Origin of the sequence: Streptomyces sp. NPDC006174, assembly GCF_040614075.1 — a bacterium.
Taxonomy (GTDB): Bacteria; Actinomycetota; Actinomycetes; order Streptomycetales; family Streptomycetaceae; genus Streptomyces.
The window spans coordinates 86428-104060 of record NZ_JBEXTJ010000018.1; the positions used below are offsets into that span (position 1 = coordinate 86428).

Genomic DNA, 17633 nt, shown 5'->3' on the forward strand with positions numbered 1-17633 from the left:
TGAGCACCCCAAGCACCTCCGTGACGGACATCAGCAGGAGCGGCGGCAGGCTGTACGGCGTGGGGCTCGGCCCCGGCGATCCGGACCTGATGACGCTCCGGGCCGTCCAGGCCATCGGCGAGGCCGACGTGATCGCGTACCACAGCGCCCGCCACGGCCGCTCGATCGCCCGGTCCATCGCCGCCGCGCACCTGCGGCCGGACCACATCGAGGAGCCTTTGGTCTACCCGGTCACGACGGAGACCACGGACCATCCGGGCGGCTACCGGGGCGCGCTGGAGGAGTTCTACGAGAAGGCCGCGGCCCGGCTCGCGGCGCACCTGGACGCGGGCCGGACGGTGGCGGTCCTCGCCGAGGGCGACCCGATGTTCTACGGCTCGTACATGCACATGCACAAGCGCCTGGCCGACCGGTACGCCACCGAGGTCATCCCGGGCGTCACCTCGGTCAGCGCGGCGGCGGCCCGGCTCGGCACGCCGCTGGTCGAGGGCGAGGAGATCCTCACGATCCTGCCCGGCACGCTGCCGGAGGAGGAGCTGACGGCCCGTCTCACCGCCACGGACACGGCGGTGGTGATGAAGCTGGGCCGTACGTTCCCGGCGGTGCGCGGCGCGTTCGAGGCGTCGGGCCGGCTGGCGGAGGCGCGGTACGTGGAGCGGGCGACGATGGCCGGCGAGCGTACGGGCGACCTCGCGGACATCGACCCGGCGTCGGTGCCGTACTTCTCGGTGGCGGTGCTGCCGAGCCGGGTGGACGCGGTCAGGCCTTCGGGACCGGTGGACGGCGAGGTCGTGGTCGTCGGCACCGGCCCGGCGGGCCCGCTGTGGCTGACGCCGGAGACGCGCGGCGCGCTGGCGGCGGCGGACGTGCTGGTCGGCTACACCACCTACCTGGACCGCGTCCCGGTCCGTCCCGGCCAGGCACGGCACGGCTCGGACAACAAGGTGGAGTCGGAGCGCGCCGAGTTCGCGCTGGACCTGGCCCGGCGCGGCCACCGCGTCGCGGTCGTCTCGGGCGGCGACCCCGGCGTCTTCGCGATGGCGACGGCGGTGCTGGAGGTGGCCGCGCAGGAGGAGTACGCGGACATCTCCGTACGGGTCCTGCCCGGTGTCACCGCGGCCAACGCGGCGGCGGCGCGCGCCGGCGCACCGCTCGGCCACGACTACGCCACGATCTCCCTCTCGGACCGCCTCAAACCGTGGGAGGTCATCGCGGAACGCCTGCACGCGGCAGCCTCGGCTGACCTGGTCCTCGCTCTCTACAACCCGGGCTCCAAGTCCCGTACATGGCAGGTCGGCCAGGCCCGCGACCTGCTCCTGGAGCACCGCTCTCCGGACACGCCGGTCGTCCTGGCGCGGGATGTGGGCGGCGCGACGGAGAGCGTCCGTACGGTACGGCTGGCGGACGTCGACCCGGCGGAGGTGGACATGCGGACGCTGCTGATCGTGGGCTCGTCGCAGACGCGCTGGGTGCGGCGGAGCGAGACGGGCAGGTCCATCGTGTGGACGCCGCGCCGCTACCCGGAGGCTCCGGAACCGTCCACGCCGTCGAAGCCCTCCGCGTAGAGCTTCCGTACGACCCACTCCACGGCCTCGTCGGAGGTGGCGGCCACCGGCACTCCTTCGGGAACCGGTGGCCGCCGCACCACGACGACGGGAATCCCGGCCTCGCGGGCGGCGGTGAGCTTGGGAGCGGTGGCGTCGCCGCCGCTGTCCTTGGTGACGAGCACGTCGATGCGGTGGAGCCGAAGGATCTCGCGCTCACCGTCCAGGTCGAACGGCCCCCGATCGAGCACCACGTGCATCTGGCGCGGGCAGGGCGGCTCCGGCGCATCCACGGACCGTACGAGGAACCACAAGGAATCGAGTGCGGCTTCCGCGAAGGCGGCGAGCCCCATCCGCCCGGTGGTGAGGAAGACCCGCTCACCGAGTGCCGGCAGCACCTCGGCGGCCTCGGCGAGCGAGGCGACGGAGTGCCAGCGGTCGCCGTCCTGCGCGACCCAGCCGGGCCGGCGGAGGGCGAGGAGAGGAACATGGGCCTCGGCGGCGGCAAGGATCGCGTTGCGGCTCATGGTGGCGGCGAAGGGGTGGGTGGCATCGACGAGGAGATCGACGCGGTGCTCACGTACCCACTCCGCGAGCCCGGCGGGTCCGCCGAACCCACCGACGCGCACCTCACCGGGCGGAAGACGCGGAGCGGCGACGCGACCGGCGAGCGAGGTGGTGACGCGGACTTCCGGGGCCTCGGCGGCGAGACTCTCGGCCAGCCGACGCGCCTCGGTCGTCCCTCCCAGAACAAGAACATGCATCGAACGGACTCTTCTCATGAACGCTTCCCATGACCGCTGAGGCGCGGGGCGGTCGCAGTGCCCAACTCAAGCACACGGGTCTCCGCCCCGGCTGGACGACCGGTGCCTGTGCGACGGCGGCGACGACGGCCGCGTACACGGCCCTGCTGACCGGCGACTTCCCGGACCCGGTGAGCATCACGCTGCCGAGGGGCCAGACACCGGCGTTCGCGCTGGCGGTGGAGGAGCTGACGGCCGGGCAGGCGAGCGCCGGGGTGGTGAAGGACGCCGGGGACGACCCGGATGTGACGCACGGGGCGCTGGTGCGGGCGACGGTACGGAGGCTGCCGCCGGGCTCCGGGGTGGTGTTCCGGGCGGGCTCCGGCGTCGGTACGGTCACGCTGCCCGGCCTGCCGCTGGAGGTCGGCGAGCCGGCGGTGAACCCGGTGCCGCGCCGGCTGATGCGCGAGCACGTGGAGCGGGTGGCGGCGGCGTACGGGGAGCCGGGAGACGTGGAGGTGACGGTGTCGGTGGACCACGGCGAGGAGATCGCGCGCTCGACGTGGAACGGCCGGCTCGGCATCCTGGGCGGCCTGTCGATCCTCGGCACGACGGGCGTCGTGGTCCCGTACTCCTGCTCGGCCTGGATCGACTCGATCCGCCGGGGAGTGGACGTGGCAAGAGCGGCAGGCTTGACGCACGTGGCGGGCTGCACGGGTTCGACGTCGGAGAAGACGGTGGTCGCGGAGTACGGCCTGCCGGACATAGCGCTGCTGGACATGGGCGACTTCGCGGGCGCGGTCCTCAAGTACGTACGCCGCCACCCGGTCGACCGCCTCACGATCTGCGGCGGCTTCGCCAAGCTCTCCAAACTGGCGGCCGGCCACCTGGACCTCCACTCGGCCCGCTCCCAGGTGAACAAGCCCTTCCTGGCGGACCTGGCCCGCGAAGGCGGCGCGACCGAGGAGCTGGCGTCCCGGATCGCCACGGCCAACACGGGCCTGGAGGCGTTGCGGCTGAGCGAGGCGGCGGGCGTGCGGTTGGGCGACCTGGTGGCTTCGCGGGCGCGCGATGAGGCGCTGTCGGTGCTGCGGGGCGCACCGGTGGAGGTGGACGTGATCTGCGTCGACCGGGCGGGAGTGGTGGTGGGCCGGTCCTCCGCTCGTACCGCCTAGCTCTTCTGCAGCGCGCGGGTGACACCGGCGACGATGGCGGTGGTCAGCACCCAGCCGAAGGCGATCAGCAGGTAGGCCAGCCACTGGACGCCGCTGTCCGACCAGTACCACCCGGAGCGCTGTCCCAGATCACCGATGGGGACCAGGAGGTCGAGGGTGTAGATGAAAGGCTGGAACGGACTGCCTTCGTCCTCCTTGACCCGGCTGGGCGTGTGCGTACTGAAGGCCAGCGTGCCCAGCAAGGTCAGCGCGAGGAGCCAGACACCGGCCATCCAGGGCCGGTAGCCGTAGCCCACGGTCACGTCGAGCAGGTGCCCCCACACCCGCGCCGGCAGAGACAGAGTGAGTCGCCGGTGCCGCTGTTTGGCCAGCAGCACGCGGCGGGCGTCGTCGTCATGGCCGACCTTGCGGTACCAGGCGGCGAGTTGCTCGTACGGCTGTGGCGCGTAGCCGGGATTCCGCCGGACCCAGTCCAGCCGCCGGGCCACCTCGTGGCTGGGTCGCGTCCCGCCGTCACCTGCCGCGGCCGAGGAGCCGCCGGACCGGATGGACCCGTAGGTGAACCCGTCCAGGAGCACCTTCTCGGGCCAGCTCCGCTCGCCGTCCCGGAACCAGGTGGCCTGCGCGGACCGGAGATCCACCAGTCCGGAGGGCGGCGCCGCGGGCCGGTGGTCGAGATCACCCACGGACATCGACACGCCGTCCAGTGCGGTGCCGTGCCCGTTCAAATAGGCGTCCTCGAAGGTCAGCAGCCCTTCTATCCGGGCGCTCCGCAGCCGTATCTCCCCCTCTGCGGTGAACCCCTGCGAGCACTCCACGCACGAAGCGGCCACGGACCCCGCGGCCAGCGCGACGCCCCTGGTGCTCCCCAGCCGCGCGCCTTGCAGAAACAGGCCGCTGAGCAACTGTGCCCCGGGCACCCGGAACCCGCCTCGTGTGACGAGCCGCTGCCCGAAGACGCTGCCCTCCAGAACCAGGCCGCCGGCAAGTACCGCCCACTCGTCCGTGCCCGAGATCTCGGCGTCCGAGACCAGCAGATTTCCGGCCATCCGGGCGTTGATGAGTGTGAGAGAGCCGCCTTCGACGGTCGACCGCCGCAGATCCAGATCACCTTCGATACGGGCGAGTTCGGCGTCGACCCCGGGAAGCCGGCTGTCCGTGATCGCGATCGTCCGGGTCGTAGCGCCGTACAGCCGCACCGGCTCGTCCAGCCGGCAGCCCTCCAAGGAGAACGTGTGGGAGATCTCCGCCCCGGACAGGTCGAGCCGCCCGGTGATCCGGGCCCCCACGAGCCGCAGAGCGGCCACGGTCCCGGACCGCTCGCCGTCGTTCGCACCGAGCAGCAGCGTCGCCACGACAGCGGCCCGAACGGTACGCCCGCGCCCCCACCGGTGACCCGCGGCAGGATCGTCCACCTCCGGCACACCGGCCCGCAGATCAACGCGACGGCCTTCGGGAAAGGCGTCCCACAGCGCGCGCTCAGGCGGGGTCAACTCCTCGTATGACAGCACCAGTGCAGCGTAATGATCTGCGCGCGCGGGGGCCTGGCTGTCCGGCGGGAATTCATCCAGCGCACCCGCACAGAACCGGCATCACGGCCTGAGACCGACCGCCCCCCGGCAGCTACTGCTCGGCGAAGCCCCCGGCTGCTGCGGCGGCGGCGAGCCGTGACCGCCACCCGTCCGGATCCCGCCCGGCCTCCACGGCCTTCGCGGCATCTTCAGCGAGATCAACCCCCAGGTCGGCGGCCCGACGCTCGGCCCACCGCGCCCAGGCAGCGGCCTGCTGGCACTCGGGACACACGGTCTGCCCGTCGTAGGCGCGGAAGACATGCTCGTTCCCGGGCCCCTCACAGGTGACGAGAGGAGCAACGTACGGAGGAACGGAAGGCGGTGCTTCCTCCGCCCCGACCTCCACACCGGCAGGAGGCTTCTCCCCCTCCGGCGCCTCGGGCATCTTCTGCACAAGCCGATGCCCCAGGAACCCCACAGCGGACCGCACCCCGTCCGACGGCAACCCACTGCTCAGCACCCGCCGAAGCTTGCGTCTCGGGGTTCCTGAAGCTCGCAAGCTTGTTGGGCTGGCTGTTGAGTGGTTGCGGCGTGGCGTGTCTGCCGGTGGGCCGACCGCTGGACGCCCACCCCAGCATCCCGCCACACGGCCAGAGCATCCGCATCGCTCAACGGCACATTGGAGAACAAACGTCGGCGGCGGCAGCGCCGAGCGGGCCGAAGGCAGGAGCGCGGGCGCAGCCAGAGCCGGGAAGCGCACCCGGCGGAGCGGAACGCAGCCGGGTGCCTTGGCGAAGGAGAGAAACCTGCAACAGCACGCCGGTGGCTAACGAAGGGCTCAAGGTCTATTGGTCGCCAAGAGCACGCTCGTGCGGCTTTCCATCAGCAGCCAGCCCGTGACCTCCCGCGGACCTGACCCCTGAGGCAGGGACTTGGTAGCTGAGCAGGTGAGGGGCCCCGGGCCCACCCTTCGTCCTCGCTCGGGAAAGGGTCGTGGCCACCGGCGCCTCGCCGTCTAGCCCCGGGTCGTGCACGGTGTCGGAATCAATGACGTCGAACCCGTGCTCGCTCAACAACTCCGTCCAGACCGATGCTCCCAGGACCCACCGCTGCATCGTGCTGGGACTGCCGTCAGGTATACGGGTCGGGATGTCGGCGGGCCGGCACTCCGTCTCACATGGCGCGCCCGTTCGGTAGTGGGCAAGAGTCGAGAACACCAGAGTGCCGCCAGGCCGGAGCGCCACTGCGGCGGACGGGAGCAAGGTCTGTGGGTCGCTGAAGTCGAGTGCGCCGAAGATGCTGTAGACGACGTCGAGGCTGGACGGGTGGTCCTGAAGGTATGCGGCAGCGTCCTCGTGGATGAAGTCCAGGCCGGGCACATCTTCGTAGAGGTCACGGCCACGGCCGTGCTGCGCAGTGGAACTGTCGATCGCGATGACGCGCGCCGCCTTCAACTCAGCTGCTACATATGCAGCCTGGTGGCCTGCCCCGGCGCCCAGCTCCGCGACCGTACGACCGGTGAGGTCCCCCAGCAGTTCGGCCCCAGGTCCGATCCGTTGGTACCAGTCCCAGTGGAGGCGGCTGAGGGAGCGACGTCCGCGCGAGGAAGCTTCGTAGTGCTGCCAGTGATCAGGCCCGGTAGCCCGGGAAGGTGAGGTCACAGTCGACATCCTGGCCTGCTCATGGTGATCGGTACGAAGGTCTCGCCGTATTCACCCCCTACGCGGCCAGACCTGCCTCACGGGCGGCGAACGGGTTCAGAGATTCCCAGTGGGCACAGCCGGGCGAGGAGATCGCCATATGATCGTAAGACTTCCCGCGTAATGTTCACTCACGTTGTGTACCTATTACGGAATTACGGAAGGATCCGCATGGACGCCGAAGTCGTACGTTCATGGGTCGAAGGCTGGGTCGTCTCACGCGGAGCCGCGCCGCCGGTCTCCGAGTCCTGGGGCTTCACCATCGACGTCGGGCTGAGCGGCCACGTCACCCGGCACGTGGTGACGGATGCTGACGAGTCACTGGTCCGCAAACTGACGGAGACGGTCACCGTCCCCGGCACCTGGCTCAAGATCTTCTTGCCGCCGCAGACTGTCGCCTCGTGGGCAGCGCCCGGCTGGCGCCTCGCTGACGATGGTTTCCTGATGTCGACACCGCTGCGCACGAACGCCGCAGTGGCCCCCGACGGCTACCAGGTGCGCACTTGGGCGCGGGGCGGGGTTACGCGGGTGCTCGTGGTGACGGAGGACGGTGCGTTCGCCGCCCGTGGTCAGATCGCTCTGCCCGGCCCTGGGCGCACCGCTGTCTTCGACCAGATCGAGACGTCGTCGGCTCACCGTCGCAGGGGGCTTGGCAGCCTCGTCATGCGGACGCTGGAGAACGCCGCTGTTGCCTCGGGCTCCTCGTCCGCTGTGCTGGCCGGGACGGTTGATGGCCGGGCGCTGTACGAGTTCCTGGGGTGGCGCACCCTCGGCCCGATGACCAGCGTGGTCCGCGAAGCTCCGCCGCAGGAGGCCGCAGGAGAAGGAGCAGGGGATCTGAGCAGGCGTTCTCGTGGGCCGGTGTCTCTTTCCGAGTGAGCTGGAGCCCTTTCAGGGTGTCAGAACCCGCCCCGCTCCCGCCCCACCGCATACAGATGGCTGTCCCGGAACTGCTCCGCTCCCAGCGTCCGCCCCACCATGATGACCGCCGTCCTGATCACGCCCGCCGCCTTCACCTGCTCCGCGATCGAGTCCAACGGCCCGCGCAGGATGATCTCGTCCGGGCGCGACGCCATCGCGACCACCGCCGTCGGGCAGTCCGCGCCGTAGTGCGGGAGCAGCTCCTCCACGACCCGGTCCACGTAGCGCGCCGCCAGATGCAGCACGATCAAGGCGCCGCTGCGGCCCAAGGTGGCCAGGTCCTCGCCCTCCGGCATCGCCGTGGCGCGCTGCGCGATGCGGGTCAGGATCACCGTCTGGCCGACCGTCGGGACCGTCAGCTCGCGCTTCAGGGACGCGGCCGCCGCGGCGAAGGCCGGGACGCCGGGGACCACCTCGTACGGGATGTCCGCCTCGTCCAGGCGCTTCATCTGCTCGTTCACCGCGCTGAACACCGACGGGTCGCCCGAGTGCAGCCGCGCCACGTCGTGGCCCTTGGCGTGGGCCCGTACGAGTTCCTCGGTGATCTGCTCGATGTCCAGGTTCGCCGTGTCGACCAGGCAGGCGTCCTCCGGGCACTCGGCCAGCAGCTCGACCGGGACCAGGCTGCCCGCGTACAGGCAGACCGGGCTGGCGGCGAGCAGTCGCGCGCCGCGCACCGTGATCAGGTCGGCCGCGCCGGGGCCCGCGCCGATGAAGTACACCGTCATGTTCGATCTCCTGGGACTGGGACTGAGGCTGCGAACGAGGGTTTGCTTACGGACCACTGCGTCACCGGCATCGCCTGGCGCCAGCCCGTGAACCCGCCCACCGGGACCGCGTGCGCCACCGCGAGCCGGGTCAACTCGCCGCCGTACGACCGGTACCACTCACCCAGCAGCGACTCCGACTCCAGCGTCACCGTGTTCGCCACCAGCCGGCCACCCGGCCGCAGCGCTTCCCAGCACGCGTCCAGCAGGCCCGGTGCCGTCAGGCCGCCGCCGATGAACACCGCGTCCGGAGAGGCGAGTTCCGAAAGACACGCAGGGGCCGGGCCCGTGACGACCCTCAGGCCCGGGACTCCCAGACGTTCCGCGTTCCTCGTGATCCGTTCCGCTCTCGCCGGGTCCCGCTCCACGCTCACCGCCCGGCAGGAACCGTGCGCGCGCATCCACTCGATCGCGATCGAGCCCGAGCCGCCGCCCACGTCCCACAGCAGCTCGTCCGGTGCGGGTGCCAGGGTCGCGAGCGTGGCAGCCCGGATGTGGCGCTTGGTGAGCTGGCCGTCGTGTTCGTACGCCTCGTCCGGCAGGCCCGGGACCGTGCCGAGCCGCAGCGCGTCCGCCGAGGCCCGGCAGTCGATCGCGATGACGTTCAGGCGGTCGCCGGGCGCGTGCGTCCATGTCTCCGCGATGCCGTCGGCGTACGTCTCCGCCTCGCTGCCCAGCTGTTCCAGGACCCGCAGCCGGCTCGGGCCGAAGCCGTGGGCCGTGAGCAGGGCCGCCACCGTGGCGGGCGTCGACGCGTCCGCGCTCAGGACCAGCAGCCTCCGGCTCTCGTGGAGCGAGGCGGCCAGGCGCGCCGCCGGACGGCCCACCAGCGTCACGACCTCCGTGTCCTCCAGCGGCCAGCCGAGGCGAGCGCAGGCGTACGAGACCGAGGACGGGTGCGGGAGTACCCGGAGCGCGTCCGGGCCCAGCTCCTCCGCGAGCGCGCGCCCGATCCCGTAGAACATCGGGTCCCCGCTCGCCAGCACCGCGATCCGGCGCTCCCGGTGCTCGGCCAGGAGCCGAGGCACGGCGGGGCGCAGCGGTGACGGCCACGCCACCCGTACGCCCGCGCACTCCGGCGGAAGCAGCTCCAGCTGGCGCGCTCCGCCGATCACCACCTCCGCCTCCCACAGCGCCGCGCGCGCCCCGCCGGACAGTCCGGACCAGCCGTCCGCGCCGATGCCCACGACGGAGACGGCGTGCGGAGGAGCGGCGGCAGACACAGTCGGAGAACCTCGTTCGAGGGGGTGGTGGGCAGGCGGGCGCAACGTTGGCGAACTTTACTGAACGTCCCGTTCCGAACCCTCCAGCGGGTGAATCCCGAAAAAAATCCGCGCGTCGTGTCGAGAACCCCGCCCCGGCCCCGACGTCCCCTGTGTAAGCGGAGAAGAAGAGAACGAAGAGCGAGCTTCCAGGAGGCGACGGTCATGAAGTATCTGGTGATGGTCCAGGGCAGCCAGGCGGACTACGACGCGCAGGCCGGCACGGGATCGGCGGACAGTCCGGCCTGGGACGAGAAGGCCATGCAGGAGATGTTCGCCTACATGGGCAGCATCAACGACGACCTCGCCGAGTCGGGTGAGCTGGTGACCGCGTACGGGCTCACGGAGCCTGCGCAGGGACGGGCCGTGAGCCTCGACACCGAAGGGCGGCCGGTCGTCTCGGACGGGCCGTACAGCGAGACCAAGGAGCTGCTCGCCGGGTTCTGGATCCTCGAATGCGAGAGCCTGGAGCGGGTGACCGAGATCGCCGCCCGCGTGGCACGCTGTCCGCAGCCGGCCGGGGCACCCGAGTACCCGGTGCTCATCCGGACCATCGGCGGCGGCATCGACTGATTCGGCCAGGAGCGACCACTGAGGGCGGACCGTACGAGCGACGACGACACCGAGGACCTGCTGCGCCGCCACGCGCCGCAGGTCCTCGGCGCGCTCGTCCGCCGGTACGGGCACTTCGACCCGGCCGAGGACGCCCTCCAGGAGGCCCTGATCGCGGCCGCCGGGCAGTGGCCGAAGGACGGGGTTCCGGAGAACCCGCGTGGCTGGCTGATCCGGGTCGCCTCGCGCCGCCTCACCGACCGGCTCCGCAGCGACGAGGCCCGGCGGCGGCGCGAGGAGACCGTGGCCGCCCTGACCCCGGCCGACGCGTTCGTCGCGCCGCCGCCCGGAGAAGGCCCCGCCGGACTGGGCGGCCGGGCGCCCTCCGAGGACGACACCCTCACCCTCCTCTTCCTCTGCTGCCACCCCGCCCTCTCCCCCGCCGCCCAGATCGCGCTCACCCTCCGCGCGGTCGGCGGGCTCACCACGGCGGAGATCGCCCGCGCCCATCTCGTGGAGGAGGCGACGATGGCGCAGCGGATCAGCCGGGCGAAGCGGGCGGTGCGGGGTGCGGAGTTCCGGCGGCCGGAGCCGGAGGACCGGGACAGGCGGCTCGCGGCCGTCCTCCAGATCCTCTACCTGATCTTCAACGAGGGCTACACCGCCACCGCCGGGCCCGACCTCCACCGCACCGACCTGGCGCGCGAGGCGATCCGGCTGACCCGTGCCGTACGCCGGCTCCTCCCGCGCGAAGGGCGCGTGACCGGGCTCCTGGCGCTGATGGTCCTCACCGAGGCGCGCACTCCGGCGCGCACCGGGCGCGACGGTGAGCTGGTCCCGCTCGACGAGCAGGACCGGGCCCTCTGGGACCGTACGGCCATCGCGGAAGGCACCGCGCTGGCCGAGGAGGCGCTCGCGCAGGGCCCGGCGGGCGACTACCAGCTCCAGGCCGCCATCGCCGCACTGCACGACGAGGCCGCGCGCGCCGAGGACACCGACTGGCCGCAGATCCTCGCCCTGTACGAGCTCCTCGTGCACCGCACCCCGGACCCCGCCGCCGCGCTGGGCCGGGCCGTCGCGGTGGCCATGGTGCACGGGCCCCGGGCGGGCCTCGCGGCGGTCGACTCGGTGGCAAAGGCGTCGGGCGGTCACTATCGTCTCGACGCCGTACGCGCTCATCTCCTGGAGCGGGCCGGGGAGTTGGATGCCGCACTGGTCGCCTATCGCGCGGCCGCCGACGGCACTCTGAGTGAGCCTGAGGCTCGTTACCTACGGGCGCGGGCGGACCGGCTCGTCCCGTAGCGCCCGCGCCCGAACACGTACGGCGACGTCACGAGCACCCTCGCGTACCCCCTCCGCAGGAAGCCGTAGCACCGGCCGAACCCACCCGGGCCGCGCCGGATACGGCCGGACGGGCCCATCGGCTCCGCTGGAGTCGCCGTCGGCGTCCGGCCTCGGGATCATCGAATGTATGACCAAGAGTGACAGCGGCAAGGACATCACCCTGCGGATCGCCCAGCAGCCGGAGGCCGACGAGCTCCTCGCCCGTAGCCCGCTCGCCGCACTCGTCGGCATGCTGCTGGACCAACAGGTGCCGATGGAGTGGGCGTTCACGGGCCCGTACACGCTGGCGGAGCGAATGGGCTCGGACGACCTGGACGCGGCGGAGATCGCCGCGTACGACCCCGAGGCCTTCACCGCCCTCTTCACCACCAAACCGGCCCTCCACCGCTACCCGGGTTCCATGGCCCAGCGGGTCCAGCAGCTGTGTCAGTACCTGCTGGCGGAGTACGAAGGGGACGCGAGCGCGGTGTGGCGGGACGCGGACACCGGCGAGGAGCTGCTGCGCCGGCTGAACGAGCTGCCGGGTTTCGGCACCCAGAAGGCCCAGATCTTCCTGGCGCTGCTCGGCAAGCAGTTCGGCGTACGTCCTCCGGGGTGGCGCACGGCGGCAGGAGCGTACGGGGAGGACGGCTCGCGCCGCTCGGTCGCCGACATCACCGGGCCGGAGTCGCTGGTGGAGGTGCGCGCGTACAAGCAGGAGGCCAAAGCGGCGGCCAAGGCAGCGAAGGCGACCAAGGGCACGGCCAAGACAGCCAAGTCGGCCAAGGGTGCGGCGAAAGCGGCGAAAGCGGCCAAATACCCATCCAAGGGGTGACCGGAATGCACAGCTCACCACGCAGCCGGACAGAACACCCGGCGGAAACGATCAAATCCGGCCACTGCTGTTCCCAGGAGCCACCCCACTCGCTAGCTTTCGCAACAGCTTTCGCAGCACGTACGTCCGCACCTCCGTCCGCACCTCCGTCATGTCTCGACCGGAAGGACTCTTGTGCACGCAACACGTCGCAGAGCCATGGCAGTTGTGGCCGCCACCGCTTTGGCCACACCGCTCCTCCTGGGCGCAGCCCCGTACCACGGGCCCTCGCACGGATACGGCCACTCGAAGCCCGGAGCAGGTCATGGGAAGGGCCCCTCCAAGGAGGCGGTCAAGCTGTCCCGGGAGCTGGTGAAGAAGGCGTCCGCGCGTGACGCCTACCGCCACCTCCAGCAGTTCCAGGCGATAGCCGACTCGGCCGGCGGTCACCGCGCGGCCGGATCGCTCGGCCACGACGCCTCGGCGGCGTACGTCCACCGGCAGCTCCAGCGCGCCGGGTACCAGGTCTCGTACCAGACCTTCCGCTTCCCGTACACGGAGACGCTGGCCGAAAAGCTCGCCGTGGTGTCGCCGACGGCCCGCGATGTGACGATCACGGCGATGACGTACACGCCGTCGTCGCCGGTCGGCGGTCTGACGGCGGGACTCGTCAACGTGCCCGTCGACGCCACCCCGGGCTGCGAGGCGTCCGACTACGCCTCCGCCGACTTCACCGGCAAGATCGCGCTGATCAAGCGCGGCGGCTGCGCCTTCGCCGACAAGCAGGCGGTGGCAGCGGAGGCCGGTGCGGCCGGAGCGGTCATCTACAACAACACCGAGGGCCTCCTCTCCGGCACGCTCGGCGAGGCCTCGGCGGGCCGGATCCCGACTGGCGGCATCAGCCAGGAGGACGGCGAGCAGCTCGCCGCCGACCTGGCCGCCGGCGAGGTCACCGTCGCCTTCGAGGTCCGCCAGCTCCAGGAGGAGCGCACCACCCGCAACGTCCTCGCGGAGACGCGCGGCGGCAAGGCGGCGAACACCGTGGTGCTCGGCGCCCACCTCGACTCCGTCACCGACGGCCCCGGCATCAACGACAACGGCTCCGGCTCCGCCGGTCTGCTCGAAGTCGCCCTGGAACTCGCCAAGTCGAAGAGCAAGCCCGCTAACAAGGTCCGGTTCGCCTGGTGGTCGGCCGAGGAGAACGGCCTGCTCGGCTCGGAGGCGTACGTCGCCGGGCTCTCCGAGAAGCAGCGCCGGCAGATCAAGCTCTACCTGAACTTCGACATGATCGCCTCGCCCAACGGCGTCCAGTTCGTCTACGACGGCGACGACTCCGACGGCGTCGGCGCGGGCCCCGGCCCGGAGGGCTCCGCCCAGCTCGAGCGCGACATCAACAAGTTCCTCGACAGCAAGCGCAAGAAGCACGAGGGCACGGACTTCACCGGCCGCTCGGACTACGGCCCGTTCATCGAGGTCGGCATCCCGTCCGGCGGTACGTTCACGGGCGCCGAAGGCATCAAGACGGAGGCCCAGGCCAAGGTCTACGGCGGAGAGGCGGGCGTCGCCTACGACGCGTGCTACCACGCGGCCTGCGACGACCTGAGCAACATCAGCCTGCGCCACTTCGACGTCAACATCGACGTGATCGCCAACGCGGTCGGCACGTACGCCCACGACCTGCGCTCGCTGACCCGTCCGGTCAAGCCGGTCCCGAGCACCGGTACGCCGGGCAGCGGCGGCGGCCTGCACGACGGCCACGGTCACGAGGTCACGGAGTAACGGCCCCTACGCACACGGCACGCCGCGCGTCGCACGTCGTCGCGGGCGGAGCCGGGCCTCAGCGCCCGCCTCCGCCCGCGACGTACCGCATCCATCACCGGGACGCTCCACTCGTATACAACGTCGTACGGACATCGCACGGGCGTTGCACGGGCGTCGCACGAGCCGAAACGCCTGTCCCGGTATCCAGCGGTATGCGGCACCGCACACCCTTTGGCGGCCGCCGCTGTGGGGTTCCGTGGCTGCGCCCGGCGGCCCTTGACCGGTAGGCTTTCCGTGTGATCTTCAAGCGCATCGGAAATGGGAAGCCATACCCCGACCACGGCCGCGAAAGCACCCGCCAGTGGGCGGATGTCGCGCCGCGTCCGGTTCGCCTGGACCAGCTCGTGACCACCAAGGGCCAGCTGGACCTGGAGACCCTCCTCGCCGAGGACTCCACGTTCTACGGCGACCTGTTCGCTCACGTCGTCAAGTGGCAGGGCGACCTCTACCTGGAGGACGGGCTGCACCGGGCGGTCCGGGCCGCGCTCCAGCAGCGGCAGGTGCTGCACGCGCGCGTCCTCGACCTGGGCTGACGCCGCCGCGAGCCCTCACGCACGCCGCGCATCCGTACGCATCACGCACGCCGCGCATCCGTACGTATCACCCTTATAACAGCCACCTGACAGCCGCACCCGAATTCGGGCCTTTCGGGTGCTTTCACGCTCATCCGGGTGCCATACGTTGATCATTTAGTACGCAGCATCACCGGGTCGCACTACGCTGCCTCCATGAGCATGCTCACTCCCCCCGGCATGGGCGGAAAGTACCGCATCACGGGCGACACCTACCCCCGTATGCGCCGCCCCCGGAACCGCCGCAGGATCGTCCTCGTGGGCATCTCGGCCGTGGTGGCCCTCGGCCTCGCCGGCTGGGGAACACTGCAGCTCATCGACGTCTTCGCGGGCGGCGACCAGAGCGCCAGCGCCGCCGGCCACCAGCGGGACTGCCCCACGCCGAAGCCCGTGGCTCCGGCGAAGGCGCTCCCGAAGCCGGCCGCCATCAAGGTCAACGTCTACAACGCGACGACCACCAGCGGGCTCGCCAAGGCCGCGGCGGACGAGCTGAAGAAGCGCGGCTTCGCCGTCGGCGAGGTGGGCAACGCGCCGAAGGCGTACGACAAGAAGGTCCCCGGCGCCGGCGTGCTGCTCGGCGCCCCGACCGCGGCGGCCGGCGGCAGCTTCACCGTGCTGGGCACGCAGCTGCCGGGCACGGTGCAGAAGACCGACCAGCGTAAGACGGCGGAGGTCGACCTGATCCTCGGCGCGAAGTTCAAGGCGTTCAGCACGCCGGCGGAGGCGACCGCCGCCATGACGGCCCTGACGAAGCCGTCCCCGGCACCGTCGGCCTCCTGCGCGCCGACTCCGAAGACGAAGAGCGGCTGAGCGACTGAGCGACTGAGCGACTGAGCGACTGAGCGACTGACGCAACGGTGCCCCTCCCGCGACGTAACGACGCTTACGCGGAAGGGGCACCGTCCTGCACTTCTCGTACCGGGTGGGTTACTCCGCCGTCCCGTACATCCGGTCACCGGCGTCGCCGAGACCCGGCACGATGTAGCCGTGCTCGTTGAGCCGCTCGTCCACGGAGGCGGTGACGACGGTGACCGGGGCGCCGGCCAGCTCGCGCTCCATGACCTCGACACCTTCGGGCGCGGCGAGGAGGACGACGGCGGTGACGTCGTCGGCGCCGCGCTTGATCAGCTCGCGGATGGCCGCGACGAGGGTGCCGCCGGTGGCCAGCATCGGGTCGAGGACGTAGACCTGGCGGCCGGAGAGGTCCTCGGGCATCCGGGTCGCGTACGTCTCCGCCTGGAGCGTCTCCTCGTTGCGGATCATGCCGAGGAAGCCCACTTCGGCGGTGGGCAGCAGCCGCACCATGCCGTCCAGCATGCCGAGTCCGGCGCGCAGGATCGGTACGACGAGGGGCCGGGGGTGCGAGAGCTTGACGCCCGTCGTGGGCGTCACCGGGGTCTCGATGTCGACCTGCTCGGTCCGCACATCCCGGGTCGCCTCGTAGGCGAGCAGGGTGACCAGCTCGTCGGCGAGGCGCCGGAAGGTCGGGGAGTCGGTGCGCTTGTCGCGCAGCGTGGTCAGTTTGTGCGCCACCAGCGGGTGGTCGACGACGTGGATCCGCATGCGTCAACAGTAACCGCGCCCTCCGGCACTCTGCGCTGGCATCAACCACCTGTTCGGGGGGAAGGTGGGGGCATACGGACCCAGGGTTGGGGTGGTGTGTCGATGGCGAGCGGGGAACAGCGGCGGAACGCGGTCTCACGCGGAGTGAGCGGCGCGCGCGAGCCGCGCGACACGACACGCGGTCCGACACGCGACGCTGCGGGTGACACGACACGCGACACGACGGCTGACGTCACGGACGCGCAGGAGAGTGACGCGGCCCGGCGCCGGCGACGCGCCCAGTTCCTCCGCGAGCTCCACGAGGCGAAGCAGCTGCGCGACCGGGTCCAGCCGCGCCGGGCCCGTGCGGCCCGTATGCGGCAACAGATGCGGATGCGTACGTTCCGTTGGTGAAGCCGTTCCGTACCACCGGCGCACTCCCCCGCCGATCGGGTCACCGACCGGCCCCGTCAGGCAGACGCCCGACCAGGCACTCCTGGAACTGATGGCCGACGCAACGGTCGAAGAGGTCTCGCTCGGCGCTTGTTTCTGCCACGATGCCGATTGGGCGGGGCTCAGAGCAGACGGACTTTCCCGTCTGCCCTCCCGTCGGACCGATTCACCTATGACCAGTGGGAGAGTCACGGTGTACTTCGCCGCACTGCTCGCGCGCACCGAAGACGGGTGGGAAGCGAGCGATACAGAGCTCGACGATGTGGAGACCCTGTCCGACCTGACGGATCTGGCCCAGGATGCCTCGGTGGACGAGGACACGGTCCTGGTCTACATCGAGCAGGAGGACGCCTGGTTCGGCATCCTCCGGGTGGACGGTGAGGAGGACCCGCGTATCTACGTCTCGGACGCGTCCGCCGCCGCCCGCTCCTCGTACGGGGAGATCCTGCTCACCGACGAACTGCTCGGCCGCGAACCAGGGGCCGAGGACGAGATCGCCGCACTCGAGGAGCTCGTCGACCTCGACGGCACGGAGGACGGCGAACCGGGCGACCCGGCCGGCTCCGCGTCCTCATCCGCAACGACCACCGACCGGGACACGGATGGGGACTCCGATCCCGACTCCAACCCCGACTCCGACTCCGTGCCGGCCGGCCCGATCGGCGAGCTGGGCATCCTCGCCGACTTCGGGGTCTCGGAGAAGGACCTGCTGACGCTGCGAACGGACGCGCTGACGGAGATCGCCGACGCGCTGGGAGCGTCCGAGGTCCTGGAGGCGGTGCGGTAGGGGGTGTCGGCGGCCCTGATCGCCGGACGCTCTCCCGCCTCGCCGCTTCCCGTCCGTTAGGGTCCGCGGGTGACCGCCAGCCCGCCGAACCCGTCCCCCACGCCCGCCTCGGATCCCGTACGCGTACCTGTGCCCGGCCCCGACCC

Annotated in this window: 17 protein-coding genes; 11 read left to right on the forward strand and 6 right to left on the reverse strand. The window is 71.3% G+C overall.

Going from position 1 to position 17633, the window contains the following annotated elements:
* The first annotated feature begins 20 nt into the window (after positions 1–20).
* A complete protein-coding gene (locus ABZ267_RS31040; protein WP_356753906.1) occupies positions 21–1565 on the forward strand; it encodes a precorrin-2 C(20)-methyltransferase in 1545 nt (514 codons plus the stop codon).
* Here the strand turns inward: ABZ267_RS31040 and ABZ267_RS31045 are convergent.
* Positions 1517–2308 (reverse strand): cobalt-precorrin-6A reductase, encoded by a 792-nt coding sequence (locus ABZ267_RS31045; protein ID WP_356753813.1) that lies wholly within the window; start codon positions 2306–2308, stop codon positions 1517–1519. The genes ABZ267_RS31040 and ABZ267_RS31045 overlap by 49 nt on opposite strands.
* Positions 2309–2337: 29 nt before the next feature.
* Between ABZ267_RS31045 and ABZ267_RS31050 the strand changes: the two genes are divergently transcribed.
* The gene (locus ABZ267_RS31050; protein WP_356753815.1) at positions 2338–3462 is read left to right on the forward strand and encodes a cobalt-precorrin-5B (C(1))-methyltransferase; all 1125 of its coding nucleotides are present in this window, start codon (positions 2338–2340) and stop codon (positions 3460–3462) included.
* On the opposite strand, the gene ABZ267_RS31055 is transcribed toward ABZ267_RS31050, so the two are convergent.
* A complete protein-coding gene (locus ABZ267_RS31055) occupies positions 3459–4973 on the reverse strand; it encodes an oxidoreductase (RefSeq protein ID WP_356753817.1) in 1515 nt (504 codons plus the stop codon). The two genes, ABZ267_RS31050 and ABZ267_RS31055, sit on opposite strands and share 4 nt — an antisense overlap.
* A gap of 845 nt (positions 4974–5818) precedes the next feature.
* Positions 5819–6643, reverse strand: coding sequence for a class I SAM-dependent methyltransferase (locus ABZ267_RS31060; protein ID WP_356753819.1), 825 nt, complete (start codon positions 6641–6643; stop codon positions 5819–5821).
* Between the two features lie 201 nt (positions 6644–6844).
* Here ABZ267_RS31060 and ABZ267_RS31065 point away from each other — a divergent pair, with 201 nt between their 5' ends.
* Positions 6845–7552: a GNAT family N-acetyltransferase gene (locus ABZ267_RS31065; RefSeq protein ID WP_356753821.1), complete on the forward strand. Its 708-nt coding sequence runs from the start codon at positions 6845–6847 to the stop codon at positions 7550–7552.
* Positions 7553–7572: 20 nt separating this feature from the next.
* Here ABZ267_RS31065 and cobM read toward each other — a convergent pair whose 3' ends face one another.
* Together cobM and cbiE are read right to left on the reverse strand one after the other, a co-directional pair.
* Entirely contained in the window at positions 7573–8322 is a 750-nt protein-coding gene (cobM, locus tag ABZ267_RS31070) for a precorrin-4 C(11)-methyltransferase (protein WP_356753823.1), read from the reverse strand.
* A complete protein-coding gene (cbiE, locus tag ABZ267_RS31075) occupies positions 8319–9584 on the reverse strand; it encodes a precorrin-6y C5,15-methyltransferase (decarboxylating) subunit CbiE (RefSeq protein WP_356753825.1) in 1266 nt (421 codons plus the stop codon). The genes cobM and cbiE overlap by 4 nt, the downstream gene beginning before the upstream one ends.
* A gap of 204 nt (positions 9585–9788) precedes the next feature.
* On the opposite strand from cbiE, the gene ABZ267_RS31080 reads away from it, so the two are divergent.
* The 6 genes from ABZ267_RS31080 (at position 9789) to ABZ267_RS31105 (ending at position 15515) form a co-directional block, all read left to right on the forward strand.
* Entirely contained in the window at positions 9789–10196 is a 408-nt protein-coding gene (locus tag ABZ267_RS31080; RefSeq protein WP_356364297.1) for a YciI family protein, read from the forward strand.
* Between the two features lie 18 nt (positions 10197–10214).
* On the forward strand, positions 10215–11477 hold the full coding sequence (locus ABZ267_RS31085; RefSeq protein WP_356753908.1) for a DUF6596 domain-containing protein: 1263 nt from the start codon (positions 10215–10217) through the stop codon (positions 11475–11477).
* A 169-nt stretch (positions 11478–11646) separates the two neighbouring features.
* Complete coding sequence (locus ABZ267_RS31090) at positions 11647–12333, forward strand: HhH-GPD-type base excision DNA repair protein (protein ID WP_356753827.1); 687 nt, start codon at positions 11647–11649, stop codon at positions 12331–12333.
* 198 nt (positions 12334–12531) lie between these two features.
* Positions 12532–14091 (forward strand): M28 family metallopeptidase, encoded by a 1560-nt coding sequence (locus ABZ267_RS31095; RefSeq protein WP_356753829.1) that lies wholly within the window; start codon positions 12532–12534, stop codon positions 14089–14091.
* Between the two features lie 278 nt (positions 14092–14369).
* Positions 14370–14666: a type II toxin-antitoxin system VapB family antitoxin gene (locus ABZ267_RS31100; RefSeq protein WP_003967677.1), complete on the forward strand. Its 297-nt coding sequence runs from the start codon at positions 14370–14372 to the stop codon at positions 14664–14666.
* Positions 14667–14885: 219 nt separating this feature from the next.
* Positions 14886–15515: a LytR C-terminal domain-containing protein gene (locus ABZ267_RS31105; RefSeq protein WP_356753910.1), complete on the forward strand. Its 630-nt coding sequence runs from the start codon at positions 14886–14888 to the stop codon at positions 15513–15515.
* Between the two features lie 117 nt (positions 15516–15632).
* Here the strand turns inward: ABZ267_RS31105 and upp are convergent, their stop codons facing one another.
* On the reverse strand, positions 15633–16268 hold the full coding sequence (upp, locus tag ABZ267_RS31110; RefSeq protein ID WP_326704646.1) for a uracil phosphoribosyltransferase: 636 nt from the start codon (positions 16266–16268) through the stop codon (positions 15633–15635).
* Positions 16269–16370: 102 nt separating this feature from the next.
* Here upp and ABZ267_RS31115 point away from each other — a divergent pair, with 102 nt between their 5' ends.
* Complete coding sequence (locus tag ABZ267_RS31115; protein ID WP_356753831.1) at positions 16371–16661, forward strand: hypothetical protein; 291 nt, start codon at positions 16371–16373, stop codon at positions 16659–16661.
* 232 nt (positions 16662–16893) lie between these two features.
* Positions 16894–17487, forward strand: a complete 594-nt coding sequence (locus ABZ267_RS31120) for a hypothetical protein (RefSeq protein WP_356753912.1) — start codon at positions 16894–16896, stop codon at positions 17485–17487.
* The last annotated feature ends 146 nt before the right edge of the window (positions 17488–17633 follow it).

Excerpts from the sequence above, each read along its gene's own strand:
- ABZ267_RS31065 (WP_356753821.1), top strand. The coding sequence starts at position 6,845 with ATGGACGCCGAAGTCGTACGTTCATGGGTCGAAGGCTGGGTCGTCTCA.
- upp (WP_326704646.1), bottom strand. The coding sequence starts at position 16,268 with ATGCGGATCCACGTCGTCGACCACCCGCTGGTGGCGCACAAACTGACC.
- cobM (WP_356753823.1), bottom strand. The coding sequence starts at position 8,322 with ATGACGGTGTACTTCATCGGCGCGGGCCCCGGCGCGGCCGACCTGATC.
- ABZ267_RS31095 (WP_356753829.1), top strand. The coding sequence starts at position 12,532 with ATGGCAGTTGTGGCCGCCACCGCTTTGGCCACACCGCTCCTCCTGGGC.
- ABZ267_RS31050 (WP_356753815.1), top strand. The coding sequence starts at position 2,338 with ATGACCGCTGAGGCGCGGGGCGGTCGCAGTGCCCAACTCAAGCACACG.
- ABZ267_RS31105 (WP_356753910.1), top strand. The coding sequence starts at position 14,886 with ATGGGCGGAAAGTACCGCATCACGGGCGACACCTACCCCCGTATGCGC.
- ABZ267_RS31080 (WP_356364297.1), top strand. The coding sequence starts at position 9,789 with ATGAAGTATCTGGTGATGGTCCAGGGCAGCCAGGCGGACTACGACGCG.
- ABZ267_RS31090 (WP_356753827.1), top strand. The coding sequence starts at position 11,647 with ATGACCAAGAGTGACAGCGGCAAGGACATCACCCTGCGGATCGCCCAG.
- ABZ267_RS31045 (WP_356753813.1), bottom strand. The coding sequence starts at position 2,308 with ATGCATGTTCTTGTTCTGGGAGGGACGACCGAGGCGCGTCGGCTGGCC.
- ABZ267_RS31060 (WP_356753819.1), bottom strand. The coding sequence starts at position 6,643 with ATGTCGACTGTGACCTCACCTTCCCGGGCTACCGGGCCTGATCACTGG.
- ABZ267_RS31115 (WP_356753831.1), top strand. The coding sequence starts at position 16,371 with ATGGCGAGCGGGGAACAGCGGCGGAACGCGGTCTCACGCGGAGTGAGC.